This is a genomic window from Acinetobacter legionensis, assembly GCF_057165765.1.
This window is the reverse complement of sequence record NZ_CM169896.1, coordinates 1,098,191-1,113,161: the sequence shown is the minus strand read 5'-3', so window position 1 is coordinate 1,113,161 and position 14,971 is coordinate 1,098,191. Positions and strand designations below refer to the sequence as shown.

15 protein-coding genes are annotated in these 14,971 nt (G+C 38.8%); 5 read left to right on the top strand and 10 right to left on the bottom strand.

What is annotated here, in order from left to right:
* Positions 1–68 precede the first annotated feature (68 nt).
* Together AC2G3J_RS05135 and AC2G3J_RS05130 are read right to left on the bottom strand one after the other, a co-directional pair.
* Entirely contained in the window at positions 69–2,663 is a 2,595-nt protein-coding gene (locus AC2G3J_RS05135; protein WP_483770760.1) for an ABC transporter permease, read from the bottom strand.
* Positions 2,663–3,412, bottom strand: a complete 750-nt coding sequence (locus tag AC2G3J_RS05130) for an ABC transporter ATP-binding protein (RefSeq protein WP_303576326.1) — start codon at positions 3,410–3,412, stop codon at positions 2,663–2,665. Before AC2G3J_RS05130 ends, AC2G3J_RS05135 begins: the two co-directional genes overlap by 1 nt.
* 45 nt (positions 3,413–3,457) lie before the next feature.
* Between AC2G3J_RS05130 and AC2G3J_RS05125 the strand changes: the two genes are divergently transcribed.
* Complete coding sequence (locus AC2G3J_RS05125; protein ID WP_419359381.1) at positions 3,458–4,072, top strand: arylesterase; 615 nt, start codon at positions 3,458–3,460, stop codon at positions 4,070–4,072.
* A gap of 32 nt (positions 4,073–4,104) precedes the next feature.
* Here AC2G3J_RS05125 and AC2G3J_RS05120 read toward each other — a convergent pair whose 3' ends face one another.
* A complete protein-coding gene (locus AC2G3J_RS05120; RefSeq protein ID WP_336951850.1) occupies positions 4,105–4,701 on the bottom strand; it encodes a TetR-like C-terminal domain-containing protein in 597 nt (198 codons plus the stop codon).
* Between the two features lie 152 nt (positions 4,702–4,853).
* On the opposite strand from AC2G3J_RS05120, the gene AC2G3J_RS05115 reads away from it, so the two are divergent.
* Positions 4,854–6,059 (top strand): MFS transporter, encoded by a 1,206-nt coding sequence (locus AC2G3J_RS05115; protein WP_336951852.1) that lies wholly within the window; start codon positions 4,854–4,856, stop codon positions 6,057–6,059.
* Positions 6,060–6,122: 63 nt separating this feature from the next.
* Here AC2G3J_RS05115 and thrH read toward each other — a convergent pair whose 3' ends face one another.
* Complete coding sequence (thrH, locus tag AC2G3J_RS05110; RefSeq protein ID WP_483770759.1) at positions 6,123–6,740, bottom strand: bifunctional phosphoserine phosphatase/homoserine phosphotransferase ThrH; 618 nt, start codon at positions 6,738–6,740, stop codon at positions 6,123–6,125.
* Between the two features lie 321 nt (positions 6,741–7,061).
* On the opposite strand from thrH, the gene AC2G3J_RS05105 reads away from it, so the two are divergent.
* Positions 7,062–7,796, top strand: coding sequence for a phosphoadenylyl-sulfate reductase (locus AC2G3J_RS05105; protein ID WP_336951854.1), 735 nt, complete (start codon positions 7,062–7,064; stop codon positions 7,794–7,796).
* 406 nt (positions 7,797–8,202) lie between these two features.
* Positions 8,203–9,654, top strand: a complete 1,452-nt coding sequence (locus AC2G3J_RS05100) for a WS/DGAT/MGAT family O-acyltransferase (protein WP_336951856.1) — start codon at positions 8,203–8,205, stop codon at positions 9,652–9,654.
* An 83-nt stretch (positions 9,655–9,737) separates the two neighbouring features.
* Here AC2G3J_RS05100 and AC2G3J_RS05095 read toward each other — a convergent pair whose 3' ends face one another.
* The 6 genes from AC2G3J_RS05095 to AC2G3J_RS05070 all read right to left on the bottom strand — a co-directional run bounded on the left by AC2G3J_RS05095 (position 9,738) and on the right by AC2G3J_RS05070 (position 14,517).
* Positions 9,738–9,911, bottom strand: a complete 174-nt coding sequence (locus AC2G3J_RS05095; protein WP_004717412.1) for a PA1571 family protein — start codon at positions 9,909–9,911, stop codon at positions 9,738–9,740.
* Positions 9,912–10,043: 132 nt separating this feature from the next.
* Positions 10,044–11,498, bottom strand: coding sequence for a ribonuclease G (gene rng / locus AC2G3J_RS05090; RefSeq protein ID WP_336951858.1), 1,455 nt, complete (start codon positions 11,496–11,498; stop codon positions 10,044–10,046).
* Positions 11,499–11,549: 51 nt separating this feature from the next.
* On the bottom strand, positions 11,550–12,116 hold the full coding sequence (locus tag AC2G3J_RS05085) for a Maf family nucleotide pyrophosphatase (RefSeq protein ID WP_336951859.1): 567 nt from the start codon (positions 12,114–12,116) through the stop codon (positions 11,550–11,552).
* On the bottom strand, positions 12,104–12,601 hold the full coding sequence (gene mreD / locus AC2G3J_RS05080; protein ID WP_336951861.1) for a rod shape-determining protein MreD: 498 nt from the start codon (positions 12,599–12,601) through the stop codon (positions 12,104–12,106). The genes AC2G3J_RS05085 and mreD overlap by 13 nt, the downstream gene beginning before the upstream one ends.
* Positions 12,588–13,445: a rod shape-determining protein MreC gene (gene mreC, locus AC2G3J_RS05075; RefSeq protein WP_004717416.1), complete on the bottom strand. Its 858-nt coding sequence runs from the start codon at positions 13,443–13,445 to the stop codon at positions 12,588–12,590. Before mreC ends, mreD begins: the two co-directional genes overlap by 14 nt.
* A 31-nt stretch (positions 13,446–13,476) precedes the next feature.
* The gene (locus tag AC2G3J_RS05070) at positions 13,477–14,517 is read right to left on the bottom strand and encodes a rod shape-determining protein (RefSeq protein WP_004717418.1); all 1,041 of its coding nucleotides are present in this window, start codon (positions 14,515–14,517) and stop codon (positions 13,477–13,479) included.
* Positions 14,518–14,651: 134 nt separating this feature from the next.
* On the opposite strand from AC2G3J_RS05070, the gene gatC reads away from it, so the two are divergent.
* On the top strand, positions 14,652–14,966 hold the full coding sequence (gene gatC / locus AC2G3J_RS05065) for an Asp-tRNA(Asn)/Glu-tRNA(Gln) amidotransferase subunit GatC (RefSeq protein WP_336951862.1): 315 nt from the start codon (positions 14,652–14,654) through the stop codon (positions 14,964–14,966).
* Positions 14,967–14,971: the final 5 nt, after the last annotated feature.

Genomic DNA, 14,971 nt, shown 5'->3' with positions numbered 1-14,971 from the left:
CACTGGGCAGCCTTTTAAAGGCTCAACTGAGATTAAACAGTCAAATAAAACCACTTAAACAAAGCGGTTTAATTCAACTCTCTTAGACTTTGCAATGGTGGGATTTCAGATAAATAGCTCAATCGGTAACGTCCAATCAATGCGCACAACACTGCCATCGAAATTGGTAAAATCAACCAAATTTCCCAATGTAATTGCACCACCATTTCCATACGATAACTGACAACTGCACTAATCACCTCTGCAAAGAAACAGGAAACAATCCCCGCCAATAATCCAATAAAACCGATTTCAAAACTCATCATATTTTTTAACTGACGCTTTGAACTACCAAAAGAACGTAACAATGCCACTTCTTTTTTACGTTCATCCATCAGCAAATTGATACAGGCGATCAGCACCAAAAAACCAGATAAACTTACCAATACTGCCAAAACTGTAATGATTTTGACCAACACAGAAACCAAGTTTTTAATTTCATCAAAAATTAAAGTGACGTCAATAAATACCGTATTGGAAAATTGCTGAATCAGATTAACCATCTTGATTTTTTCACTCGGTGGCACATAAAAACTCCCTAAGTAGCTGCCTGCGTTTTCATCCAACGTCTTTGGAGTAAAAATAAAGAAAAAGTTTGGACTAAAGCTTTGCCATTCCACGGTACGCAAATTCACAACTTGCGCGTCCAAATTTCCCTCAGGCAAACTAAAGGTTAAACGATCACCAATTTTAATGCCCAATTCTTCAGCCAATTTGGCCTCTACAGATACCTGCCCAATTTGAGTTAATTGAGCATTTCCCGCAACAATAATATTATCTTGTGGATAATGATCTGCTTGGGTGAGATTTAACTCACGACGTAAAGAATTATTGGTTTTTACCAATTGGGCAGGAAAAGCTTGACCATTTTTTGCCAATAAGCGCCCTTTTACATTGGGATATAACGGTGTACTTTTCCATTGTTGCTGTGCTAATTGTTGCTTAAAGGCATCCAGTTCAAATGGTGGTAGACCATAAATAAACTGGTTAGGCGTTCCTTCAGGCAATTGTTGCTGCCAACGCTCTAATAAATCAGTTCTCAATACAGCAAGTACCGTGATCAGACTTAAACCCAATGCCAAAGCGGTAATTTGCAATGCGGTTTGCGAAGGGGTTCGGATATAGGCTGAGAGCCTATTTTTCATTGATTTTAAAGTCTTTAAAATCATCCAAACCACTGCATATAACAAAGCTGTTAACACAATGACTGCACCCATTACCAACGCAGTAAGTATCAGATTTTCGGTCAAGACCAAACTAAAAATAATCAAGCTGACTAAACCTGTAGCCATCATCCACAACATTGAACGTGCCGACTTTTCTTGTTGGCGTATCACCCGAATAGGCGGTGTATTTAACAGTTGCCACAAGCTCGGTAAAATAAATCCTATCAATACAATTGCACTGGTAAAAATTGCAATAGGCAAAGGACCAACCAGCATCTGCAACATTGAAAATTGCAACTCTAGGTTCGGAATCATCTGCAACATTAATTGCAACAACGAATAACCTAAAATCAGTCCTAAAATACTGCCAATGACAATGGCGATTAAAATAACAACGCTCAGCAACCCGAGATAGGTTTGAAAAATCTGCCGTTTCGTTGCCCCCATACAACGCATCAGTGCAATATGATCTTGGTTCTGCTGTACATAACGCTGACTGGTTAAAGCGATGGCTAAACCACATAAAAGAATCGTCAGAATATTGGCCAATTGTAAGAAAGTATCGAGGTTTTCAATTGGTTTAAGTAAGCGTGAATTACCCTCATCTGCATTACGTAGTCTTAAATTACTTTGTGCATCTAGTTCATTATCCGCATTTTGTTGATCTTGTATGGATTGATCTGTTTGTGAGTGTGTTGCTGGCTGATTTTCAGTCGATGTAGTGGCACTTGGTGCACTTAAAGCTGAATCTGCATCCGAATTTTGTGCAATCTTTGGATTCACATTTTGCTTTTCTTGCGCTTTAAAAGTCTTAAAAAATTGCTGATATGTTGCAATCGACTCCGCATCCCCTGCCATCAACAAACGATATTCAATCCGACTTCCAACTTGAATTGCACCCGTTTTTGCAACATCTGCTTGAGAGATAATCACGGTTGGCGAAAAGGCAGAAAAGCCTAATTCTTGATTTGAATCATGTTCAATGATGCCAGTAACTTTAAACTGACCATTGGCAATTTGAACGCTATCGCCTAGGTTTAATTTTAATAATTCTTGTGCGCGTTTGCTTAGCCAAACCCCGCCACTTTGTAAGGCTTGTTTTGGCGCAATCCTTAATTCACCACGTAAGGGAAATGCTGTGTCAATGGCTTTCACATTGACCATAACAAACTGATCCTGTGTAGAGGCCATTGAACCAAAAATGGTGACATGGGACTGTTTTAATTTTAAATCATCAGCCTGTTTGATCCATTGTTGGTCAATTGGATCTGTATCACTAAGTTGTAAATCTGCAGCTTGCATTTTGGCAGCTTGTAAGGTCACTGCTTGTTTGACTTGATCATTGCTAAACTTTAATGCAGTAGTCGCACTAATGGCTAAACTCAATGCAATAATCAGCAGATATATGCCTGAACTGGCAAAACTTTGCCTAAATAAGGGTTTAAACAAGGTCAACATTACACCACCTCATTCGATTGAGGAGTTTGCACATGTTCAATCAATTGACCATCTTTTAATTCATAATGACGTTGGCACTGTGCGGCCAATTGCGAATCGTGAGTGACAAGCACTAAAGTTGTACCGAGTTCTTTATTTAAATCAAATAAGAGTTGTTCAATTTCAAAGGCGGTATGTTCATCTAAATTGCCTGTAGGTTCGTCGGCAAAAATAATTTTGGGGTCAGAAATTAAAGCTCGTGCAATGGCAACCCGTTGTTGCTCCCCACCAGACAATACTTTCGGTGTTTGCTGGCTTTGTCGTTCTAAACCAACTTTGGCCAATAAACTTAAAGATTTTTGTTCTGCGTGTGCATAATTAAAATTCTTCTGTAAACGTAATGGTAACATCACATTTTCTAAGGCAGAAAGATGTGGGAGCAACTGGAAAGATTGAAATACAAAACCAATATATTGAAGTCGAATCAACGCACGTTGTTCTTCATTTAAATGCTCAATTGATTCACCACAAACACTGAGTTGACCTGCACTGGCTTGATCGAGAGTAGCAAGGATGCCTAATAAAGTTGATTTTCCGGAACCAGAACGTCCAGTAATCGCGACCTGTTCACCTGTATAAATATTAAGATTTAGATTTTCAAAAATTGTAAGCGTTTGATGAGGTAATTCTATCTTTTGTGTAAGTTGCTGTGCAGAAATTATCACTTGTGGCATGATGGGAGAAGTTGAATCATCCTGAACCTTAGACATCATAAAGTACCTTATATGCAAATCAAAAAATTGTTAAATTTGAAAATGATGAAAAATCTAATTCATTGTTTATTTTTTAGCATATTCTGTCTGTTGCCCGTTAGTAGTTTTGCAAAAACGATCATGATTTTAGGTGATAGCTTAAGTGCGGGTTATGGTATTAGCCCACAACAAGGCTGGGTTTTCTTGCTACAGCAACGCTTAAACCAACAATTTCCTAAACAACATAATGTGGTGAATGCCAGTGTAAGTGGTGAAACCACCAGTGGTGCGTTGGCGCGTTTTCCAAAACTATTACAAAGCCATAAACCTGATATCGTGGTGATTGAGTTGGGTGGCAATGATGGTTTACGCGGTCAACCGCCACAAATGATTCATAAAAATCTTGCGCAATTAATTCAACAAAGCCAGAACAGCCAAGCCACGGTCATTTTATTGGGTATGAAAATTCCACCGAATTATGGCGCAGCTTATAGTCAAGCTTTTGAGAAAAATTACCAAACCCTAAGCCAACAATACAAAGTTAAAATGCATCCGTTTTTTATGAATGGAATTGCAGGCAATAAAAGTTTGATGCAAAAAGACTTAATCCACCCCAATGCAACGGCACAGAAAATTCTGCTAGATAATATTTATCCTTTAATTCGAGGCGCGCTTTAATTTTTTCTCAAAGCCGAAATGATTGCAGCTGTTTATTTGACTAAATCGGATGTCGTGTTTTTAAGGACATCCGCAAAATTAAATAAACGCGCTAATAAATGGTAAATATAGTCCAAACTCGATTCTTGTTCGGTAAATAGAATCCGATGTAACATCGGTGCAATAACAATTTCAATAATCAGTTGATTTTCGATGCTTGTTTCATTCCTTTGCTGGGCACGTTGCTGGATAATGTCTAACTGTTGAATCAAAAAGTCATAACACTTACCAGAGGTCGGCGAATCATTTTCCGCCACAATATCGCTTAAGATTGTACGCCCAACGGGTGAGGCATATTCCTCAAAATATTGCTCCATCCATGCATATAAGTCTTGCTTAAAACTACCAAGATCCGCAGGTACACTGTCTGGATGTAAAATATTAAAGCCAACATCTGCAAGCAGTTGAGATAAATCTCCCCAACGTCGATAGATCGTAGAGGGGGTGACCCCTGCAAATTCAGCAATCATCGGAATCGTCAAATCTGCCACAGCAACATTTTGCTGTAATGTTTGCACTGCATTATGAACTGCAGCTTGTATTCGTGCACTGCGCCCACCGGGACGCAAACCTGTAATCACTTTCGTCATCAGCAAATCACTACAAATCTATAAATGAAAATCTATCAATGGGTTAATAATTAAAGAACAGCTTTAAGCAAAAATCATCTTAGCTAAACCTTTGTGTTTAATCCAAAATACGGTATAAAAGCTAATTAATAGCTTTTATGTACATGTTGATTATGCGCAACTCTAATTTTAATCGTCAAGTGACTTCCTATAAATTAAGCCATAATGCTGCACTGTACACACATACTTTTACCCTGATGACCTTTTTGGCAGCCTCAAGCTCACCAACACCGTTATATCGTTTGTATCAACAACACTTCCATTTTTCTCCTGTTTTATTAACGCTTATCTTTGCCACCTATGCGTTTGCATTGCTATTAACCTTATTGGTGGCAGGATCATTGTCTGATTATATTGGACGTAAGCCAGTTATTTTTGTGGCATTGATTTTAGAAATTATGTCCATGGGCTTTTTCTTGTTTGCATCCAATATCGAAATGCTGTTTATCGCACGAGGTTTGCAAGGTATTGCCACGGCTTTAGCCGCATCTACATTTGGAGCAGCTTTACTTGATTTAAGTAAAACACAGGGTTCTTTAATTAATAGTATTTCTCCAATGCTCGGCATGGCTGCGGGTATGCTGATGACCTGTATTGTTTTAGAGTTTTCAACTGTTCCATTGACACTAATTTTTGAAATACTCATCTTTCTTTTTGTATCTACCAGCTTTATCGCAATTTTTAGCCCTGAAACAGCAACTAAACGTGTGGGTGCTTTGGCATCATTAAAACCGCAACTGACTATTCCAGTACAAACCCGAAAAGCACTCTTGATCGTAAGTCCAATTAATATCTCGTTATGGATGGTCAGTGGGTTCTTCCTCTCGTTAATGCCTTCATTGCTGGCTCAAGCTTTCCATGTGCAATCGGCATGGCTGAATGGCATGATGTTTATTACTCTATCAGTTTCAGGGGCTGTTGGGATTTTAACACTGCGCAATGCGTCAACATTTAAAATTCTAATTACTGCTGCAATTACGATTGTCTTGGGCTCAAGTGTTATTTTGCTTGGCATTCATCTGGTGCAACCAATCTTATTGTTTATTGGTGCTGTGGTGACTGGGATTGGCTTTGGTACAGGTTTTATGGGTGCAATTCGTGCTGTAATGCCCTTAGCTTTACCTGAACAACGTGCAGGTTTAATGGCCGCATTTTTTGTTGAAAGCTATTTGGCCTTTAGTATACCTGCGATTATTGCTGGATACTTTGTCAATAAAGTTGGCTTAATTTTTACAGCAGATGTCTATATTTGTATGATTATTTTGTTGGCCAGCTTGGCGTTTGTTTTTGCTTTTAAAAATAAACAGAACATCCACTAAAGTATGTTAAAAATCAAAGCAAAACAAAAGGCGCATTGAGCGCCTTTGGATTTAAATCTTAGATTAAGCAGGAATATCACGGATAGATGCTTTGCGAATTGCTTCTTTAAGGGCGTCATAGCCATGAATTGGTGGGAACTGTGGAAATTCACGAATCACATTTTCAGGCGCATCAAATAAGAAACCATGATCAGCTTCACCCAACATTGTTGTATCGTTATACGAATCGCCTGCTGCGATGACACGGTAATTTAGACCATGTAATGCTTTTACAGCTTCACGCTTTTGATCAGGTTGACGCAATTTATACGCAGTGATCATACCATTTTCATCAGTTTCTAATTTATGACAGAAAATTGTTGGCCAACCTAACTGTTGCATCAACGGATGTGCAAACTCATAAAATGTATCTGAAAGAATAATCAACTGAAAATGGGTACGTAACCATTCTACAAACTCTTTTGCACCCGGAAATGGCCCCATGTCTGCAATCACAGCTTGAATGTCATTTAAGCCTAGACCATGCTGTCTAAGAATATTTAAGCGTTGAGTCATCAACACATCGTAGTCAGGGATATCACGAGTTGTTGCTTCTAATTCTTTGATTCCTGTTTTTTTAGCAAAATTGATCCAGATTTCTGGTACCAATACACCCTCAAGATCAAGACATACGATTTCCATGGGTTCTCCCAAATGTCAGTTAAAAATTTTGGGCTTATCATAGCACTAAAGTTTAAAAAGAATGCTGAAAGTTTTTACAGCAAATCCATTTCATTTGGTTATGCATAAGGCTTGTGAATGTTTACAAATCTGTTTTATTCATAAGCATTTTAATTAATCTGCTAAGTGGCATATTTCATTTACTTTAAAATATCTTGATTGTCAAAAGCAGCAATTCACAGAAGTTGAATTGAGCTAATTTTTGCCAAAATGCTTAAATTCAAATATCTTTTGAATATGTTTACGAAAAATGTAGCTTCAAGCTAACTGCCAGGAGCAGATATGACCGCCATTCCAACCATAGATCTTGTGGACGCACTTGCGACTGAGTATGCCGACAAATCACCTTCTGAAATTTTAGAACTTGCGCTTTCTCAGGAAGGTGAAATTGCAATTTCATTTTCTGGCGCAGAAGACGTTGTTCTTATCGATATGGCACATAATTTAGGCAAACCATTTCGTGTTTTTAGTTTAGATACAGGCCGTTTACATCCTGAAACCTATCAATTTCTTGAAACAGTTCGTAAGCACTATGGGATTAAAATTGAAATTTGCTTTCCTGAAGCTGATGCCGTTCAACAATTGGTTAATGAAAAAGGCTTATTTAGTTTCTATCAAGATGATCATAAAGAATGCTGTGGTATTCGTAAAGTTCAGCCCTTACGTAAAAAATTAGCCACTTTAGATGGCTGGATCACAGGACAACGCAAAGATCAAAGTCCAGGCACACGTACAGAAATACCAGTTATTCAAGTGGATAGTGGTTTTTCTGGTGAAGGAAAACAACTAATTAAATATAATCCATTGGCAAATTGGTCCAGTGCGGATGTATGGAACTATATTCGTATGATGGAGATTCCTTATAATCCATTACATGAAAAGGGTTTTATCTCAATTGGCTGTGAACCATGTACCCGTCCAGTATTGCCAAATCAACATGAACGCGAAGGCCGTTGGTGGTGGGAAGAAGCAACGCATAAAGAATGTGGCTTACATGCAGGTAACTTAAAAAAGTAATAGTAGAAAAAGTCATGAAAACTCATGGCTTCTTATTAACTTATCGTTCATCGAAATGCTTGGATTTTACGCTTAGAAAAGTTTTATACTAAGATTTGTTGATATTTCCCCTATAGCTTGCGTTGTGGGCTAGAGTTGAGTAGGTAACGACATGTAAAAATAGCAATACTATTTTCAAGTTTCATCACACAGACTGAGATAATTTTAGCTATACACTGAGTATCTACAAAGCACTGCTTTGTCGGCACCACAAGACGCAGCGATGTACAAATTGTTTTCCAACATGTCATCGTTGTAACCATGGATGAATGATCAACAGACCCAAGTTACACGGTTCTATAATTCTAACAATTCACCAACTCATAAATGAGTTGTGGTAGAAATTGCAGTGAGGCAATCCAAGACTATGCGCCCATTACACCCCATTGATTTTATTTTTTTAAATTTAGAAAAACGTCAACAACCCATGCATGTTGGTGGGTTATTCTTATTTGAAATACCCGAACATGCGCCTTCTACATTCATTCAAGATCTCGTTGCGGATATTCGTAACTCAAAATCTATCCCGGTCCCACCTTTTAACAATCGCTTAAGTGGTATGTTTTGGGATGAAGATGAAGAATTTGATATTGATCATCATTTCCGTCATATCGCATTACCTCATCCAGGACGTATCCGTGAATTATTGATTTATATTTCACAAGAACACAGTTCACTGATTGACCGAGCAAAGCCACTTTGGACTTGTCATATTATTGAAGGCATTGAAGGCAATCGTTTTGCCATGTACTTTAAAATCCACCATGCCATGATTGATGGTGTAGCAGGTATGCGTCTTTTAGAAAAATCATTTTCAAAAGATGCTGATTCCAAAACCATTATTCCTCCTTGGTGTGTCGAAGGTAAACGTGCAAAACGTTTAAAGGAAACCAAACTGGATAAAGCTAAAAAAATATTCTCTGCACTAAAAGGACAAGTTGAAGCAGCCCCCAAGGTCACCCAAGAGCTATTCCAAACTGTATTTAAAGAAATGGGGAAAAACCCCGATTATGTTTCAAGCTTTCAAGCACCCAGTAGTTTATTTAACCAACGCGTAAGTTCATCACGTCGTTTCGCTGCCCAGTCCTTTGAACTTGACCGTTTCAGAGATATTTCCAAAGCTCTTGGCGTCACGATTAATGATGTAGTACTGGCTGTCTGTGCGGGCGCGTTACGTGATTATTTAATCACACAAGAGGCTTTACCGAAAAAGCCACTGATTGCAATGGTTCCTGCCTCATTACGTGATGATGACTCAGATATGAGTAATCGTATCACCATGATTTTGGCAAATTTAGGAACCCATAAAGAGAGTCCGTTAGAACGTTTAGACATCATTAAGCGCAGTGTACAAAATGCAAAAAATCGTTTTAAACGTATGAGTTCCGATCAAATCTTAAACTATAGTGCTTTCGTTTTTGGTGCAGCAGGCATCAATATTGCATCAGGACTTATGCCAAAGCGTCAGGCATTTAATGTGATTATTTCCAATGTACCTGGACCACGTGAACCTTTGTATTGGAATGGCGCTAAATTAGATGCCCTATACCCTGTTTCTATTGTTTTGGATGGTCAAGCACTGAATATCACCATGACTAGTTATTTAGACAAATTAGAAGTGGGTTTAACTGGTTGCCGTAAATCTCTGCCTAAATTGCAAAATCTTCTGACTCATTTAGAAAATGAAATCCAAAAATTTGAGCACATTATTGCTGAGAAAAATGCAGTTGAACTTGCCGATAAAAAGCCAAATGCTCAAACAAAAGCAGATACTCAAGCCAAACTAAAAGAATCTATTGCCGAACGAAAGTCAGTATAAGATTTTATAATTGATTTTATTTTAGGGTTAATTTAAATATAAAACATAAATTGATTCAAAATTAAGGGGCTAATTAATGCCCCTTAATCTTTAACATTACGACACTTGTTTAACAGTTGATGACAGACATTTACAACCATGTCTTTGGTAATTTTCACTTCTTGACCATTGTCATCTAACATGACACATGTATTTTTAGGTTGGCTTTCCAATACATGTTTTATACTACGACTGATTAATTGTTCACTTACACTCATTTTTTGACCTCACTTGCTAAGACTGTGGAAGGGAGAAAGTCTTTGGCTACCTTTGTAATCTAGTATTGTGAAATCAGTCCTAAAAGTAAAATTTCAGATGTAACAACTGTTTAACGATATCCTGTTACAATTTCAACTTAAAATGATATCGTATTGCTCTTGCGTGTATAAATTTTCTACTTGGAATTTAATCACACGATTAATAAAATGCTCTAAATCCGCGACTGCTGGGGCTTCCGCAGTGAGCAGGCGATCAATTACAGATGGATGACCTATAACAGTAAAGCCACTCTTAGACTCATAAGCACGGGTATATCTTAAGATTTCTCGAAAAATTTCGTAACATACTGTCTCAGCTGTTTTCACAAATCCGCGCCCTTGACATGTTGGGCATGATTCACACAACAAATGCTCCAAAGATTCACGTGTACGTTTACGTGTCATTTCAACTAAGCCAAGTTCGGAAACTTGAGTAATTTTAGTTTTTGCATGGTCACGTTCAAGCATTTTATCAAATTGATTCATGACCTCTTCACGATGTACAGCTTCCTGCATATCAATGAAGTCGATAATAATAATGCCACCCAAATTACGTAAACGTAATTGGCGTGCAATCACTTGAGTTGCTTCCATATTGGTTTTAAACACAGTGTCTTCTAGTGTGCGACCACCGACATAGGAACCTGTATTGACATCAATTGTAGTCATCGCCTCAGTCTGATCAATCATCAGATAACCACCCGACTTCAATGCAACTCGGGTTTGTAATGCTTTTTGAATATCTTCTTCGACATTGTACAAATCAAAAAGTGGACGTTCACCAGGATAATGCTGCAAACGGCTTTCCATACTCGGTACAAATTCACAAACGAACTCTTGCAACTTGGCATGTATTTCTCTTGAATCGACATAAATCGTTGCCGTATCATCATTGGCTAAGTCGCGAATAACACGTTGTGGTAAAGGAAGCTCTTCAAAAATCAACGAAGGAACTGCAATAATTTTTTGTTTTTTCTGAATAAATTCCCAAAGCTTGGCCAAATACGCCATATCTTGAGCAATTGAAGCCTCTTCAATGCCTTCAGCAGCTGTACGTACAATGACCGAACCAGGCAACTTATGCTCACTTTGAATCCTTTCAATCATTGAACGTAAACGGTCACGCTCTTCTTCGGACTCAATCCGCTGTGATACCCCAATATGGCTGCCATATGGCATCAAAACAAGATAACGAGATGGGATAGAAAGATCTGTACTCAGTCGTGCACCTTTAGTACCCAACATATCTTTCATCACTTGAACTGTCAGAATTTGACCGGGTTGTAATAACTCAAAGACATTCGGCGTAGGTTGATTACGCGACCAAATCATATCATTGATATGTAAGAATGCAGTACGTGATAAGCCAATATCCACAAAGGCTGCTTGCATCCCTGGAAGTACACGGACAACTTTTCCTTTATAAATATTCCCGACTAACCCGCGTTTAACAGTCCGCTCAACAAACAGTTCGTTAACCGTACCATTTTGAATTAGCGCCACACGACATTCCATAGGTGTGACGTTAATCAATAACTCGTCAGACATAACTAAACTCAAAACATTATAAAAATTCTTTTCAGCAGTTAATTTAGTGCCTCAACTGCGCTGATCTATACGATCAAGTAACTGTATCGTTTCATGCAACGGTAACCCAACCACATTGCTATAACTACCATTTATACCTATCACATACTTTGCCGCAATGCCTTGAATTGCATATGCGCCAGCTTTCCCCAAAGGTTCACCTGTAGCCCAATATTCTTCCATATCATTCAGACTGAATTGTTGGAACTCAACTTGCGTGCGAACCACGACACTCAATAATTGATGTGCATTTGCAACGCAAACACCTGTCAATACTTCATGTTTTTGACCTGACAATAATGTCCATATTTCAAAAGCATGCTGCTTAGATGTTGGCTTACCAATAATTTGATTGGCAAAAACCAAGCTTGTATCTGCTGCAATGACAGTGCTTTGCGGGTACAATTTCAATACCACTTTGGCTTTGCTTTCAGCCAAACGTTGTACATACTGCTCAATCTGTTCATGCTCTAAGACAGATTCATCAATATCTGGGCTGTGGATGCTAAAATCCAAGCCCACTTGTAAAAGCAGCTCTTTACGCCTTGGCGAGCCTGAGGCCAGAATTAAATGCGCCATCTTCTTAATAAATAATAAAGAACTGGCCAGCAAAAAATACTCGAAACCAATGTCTGCCAATGACGGGTAATCGAAAAATGCGTACCTGCCATCACTTGTGCCATAAAGGTAAATACCAAATGTGCTAGGATTGCAAACATACTAATAATCCAAAGATTACTAAATGTCAGCACACGTCTTTCTCGAATAAAATAACGAGTTAAAAATGCAATCAGCACATAGCTCAACGCATTCATCCCCAAAGGTGCATCTAATAATAGATCGGTAAATAGACCCATGGTAAATGCAAACCAAATTCCACACCATGTAGGTTGACACAACACCCAAAACAGCATGATCAAAAACATATATAGTGGTCGCCATCCTGCTATCGCATAGGACATCGGATACACCACTAAAATTGAACCAATAATAATGGATACAACAATGATCCATAATGGATCTTTACGTTGCTTTTCAGAAGGTAATCTTTTAGCGATCAACATTTGGCTGCTCCATCGCTAAAGAATCTGAGAAAAGTACCACAACATGATGACCGCCTGCTAATTGTGCAGCTGGAACCACATCAATTTGCGCAAACTCACCCGTGTTGTGACGCATAACTTTAGATACTGAACCGACCAAATAACCGGCTGGAAAATGTTGACCTAAGCCTGAACTATAGACCTTATCACCCACTTTGATATTGGCACTTGTTGGAACATATTCCATTTTCAAATGTCCTAAATCACCAGTACCCGTCACGATGGCGCGCATACCTGAGCTTTCTAAACGTACAGATAAAGAATGTTCTTTATCGGAAAGTAACATAACGCGACTACTATGGGGATAGACGTTGATGATTTGCCCCATGATTCCTTTATCATCTAAAACGGTTTGCCCGACTTTTAAATGATTAGCTTCACCGCGGTTGATGATAATGATATGGCGCAATGGGTCAGCATCGGTTCCAATCACTTCTGCAATTTCCATACGCCCATCGATAATCAATGGCGTATCAAGCAAACCACGTAAACGGGTATTTTCAGCAGAAAGTTCAGAGAGTTTTTGCAGACGTACTTGAGCCTGAAGCAATTCAGCTTGCATCGCAGTATTTTCACGACGTAACTGAGCCTCAGATTTAGTTTGTTGATTTAGCCATTCTTTCGACAATACAGGATAACTTGCTAAGGCATAAATTGGATTATATGCCGCATACAAGACATCTCTTGCCGGTTGAATCACTTGTGGCATGCGCCAGTTAAAAAACAGCACTACCAAACAAGTGATGACCGCAATGATGAACGAGCGAAAAGATGGCGGTTGTCTTGAAAAGAGATTCGGTTGCACCGCCTCATCCTTAAACTTAATCGAGTATAGTTTAGCCTACAAAAAGCATATCATGGTTTGGATTGTCAAAGAATTCTAAGACTTTACCGCCACCACGTGTTACACAAGTTAAAGGATCTTCTGCTACAACAACAGGTAGACCTGTTTCTTGAGCAAGCAACTTATCTAGGTTACGCAGTAATGCACCACCACCTGTCAGCACAATACCACGCTCAGCGATATCTGAAGATAACTCAGGTGGAGTTTGCTCAAGTGCCGATTTCACAGCAGAAACAATACTTTGTAATGGATCAGAAATCGCTTGGGTAATCTCATCTGAGGTAACCGTAATCGCACGCGGTACACCTTCAGCAAGGTTACGACCACGAACTTCAATTTCTAAAGTTGTGCCGTCAGCAACAGCCATACCCACTTCTTTTTTGATAGTTTCAGCCGTTGTTTCACCAATTACACAACCATGTGCTTTACGTACATAGTTAATAATTTGTTCATCAAAAACATCACCACCAATACGTAAAGAATCTGCGTACACACAACCTTGTAAGGAAATGATGGCAATTTCAGTTGTACCACCACCCACATCTACGACCATAGAACCACACGCTTGCTCAACAGGCATACCCGCCCCAATCGCAGCAGCCATAGGCTCTTCAATCAAACGTACATCACGTGCACCTGCGTTAAACACAGCTTCACGAATCGCACGGCGTTCTACCAATGTTGATTTACATGGTACACATACCACTACACGAGGTGCAGGTGGAAATAAACGTTTTTCATGCACTTTACCAATAAATTGATTTAACATGGTTTCAGTAACTTCGAAATCTGCAATAACACCATCTTTCATCGGACGGATTGCAGAAATATTGGCTGGGGTACGACCAAGCATTTGCTTAGCATCTAAACCTACAGCTGCAACAATTTTCTGCGAACCACTGTGACGAATTGCCACAACTGTCGGTTCGTTTAATATAATGCCCCTTCCTGGTGCATAAATAAGTGTATTTGCAGTACCTAAATCAATGGCTAGATCTGGCGAAAACAAGCCAATTAGTCGTTTTAGAATCACGGGTCGTTCTCAGTTTAAACTTTATATGGACGCAAGATGGCAACTTTAACTAAATGTGATGATTTGAACAAGTCAATCGCTTATTATAACGCACGATATTTTGAATTTTTTTAAAACTGATTAGGTGAGACATCATGTCAAGTTCAGATGTTCAGCATTCTGCAGAATTAAATGCACAAACTGTATCGCAAATCGCCAATCTTGCTCGATTGTCGCTGAATGATACGCAATCTGCTGAATATGCTCAAAGTTTAAATAAAATCTTAGGAATGATGGAGACCTTAAAAGCGATCAATACCGATGGTGTTGAGCCACTTAAGAGTCCATTTGATAATCCGCAACCACTTCGTCCAGATGTTGTGACTGAAGTGAATCATCGTGAAGAATATCAAGCCATTGCTCCTGCAACTCAGGATGGTTTGTACCTTGTTCCGAGAGTGATTGAATAATATTT

Bases quoted from the DNA above. Each gene is read 5' to 3' on its own strand.
- rng (WP_336951858.1), bottom strand. From the start codon at position 11,498: ATGTCTGACGAGTTATTGATTAACGTCACACCTATGGAATGTCGTGTG.
- AC2G3J_RS05105 (WP_336951854.1), top strand. From the start codon at position 7,062: ATGACCGCCATTCCAACCATAGATCTTGTGGACGCACTTGCGACTGAG.
- AC2G3J_RS05125 (WP_419359381.1), top strand. From the start codon at position 3,458: ATGATGAAAAATCTAATTCATTGTTTATTTTTTAGCATATTCTGTCTG.
- AC2G3J_RS05130 (WP_303576326.1), bottom strand. From the start codon at position 3,412: ATGTCTAAGGTTCAGGATGATTCAACTTCTCCCATCATGCCACAAGTG.
- AC2G3J_RS05135 (WP_483770760.1), bottom strand. From the start codon at position 2,663: ATGTTGACCTTGTTTAAACCCTTATTTAGGCAAAGTTTTGCCAGTTCA.
- AC2G3J_RS05100 (WP_336951856.1), top strand. From the start codon at position 8,203: ATGCGCCCATTACACCCCATTGATTTTATTTTTTTAAATTTAGAAAAA.
- AC2G3J_RS05085 (WP_336951859.1), bottom strand. From the start codon at position 12,116: ATGGCGCATTTAATTCTGGCCTCAGGCTCGCCAAGGCGTAAAGAGCTG.
- AC2G3J_RS05095 (WP_004717412.1), bottom strand. From the start codon at position 9,911: ATGAGTGTAAGTGAACAATTAATCAGTCGTAGTATAAAACATGTATTG.
- thrH (WP_483770759.1), bottom strand. From the start codon at position 6,740: ATGGAAATCGTATGTCTTGATCTTGAGGGTGTATTGGTACCAGAAATC.
- gatC (WP_336951862.1), top strand. From the start codon at position 14,652: ATGTCAAGTTCAGATGTTCAGCATTCTGCAGAATTAAATGCACAAACT.
- mreD (WP_336951861.1), bottom strand. From the start codon at position 12,601: ATGTTGATCGCTAAAAGATTACCTTCTGAAAAGCAACGTAAAGATCCA.
- AC2G3J_RS05120 (WP_336951850.1), bottom strand. From the start codon at position 4,701: ATGACGAAAGTGATTACAGGTTTGCGTCCCGGTGGGCGCAGTGCACGA.
- AC2G3J_RS05115 (WP_336951852.1), top strand. From the start codon at position 4,854: ATGCGCAACTCTAATTTTAATCGTCAAGTGACTTCCTATAAATTAAGC.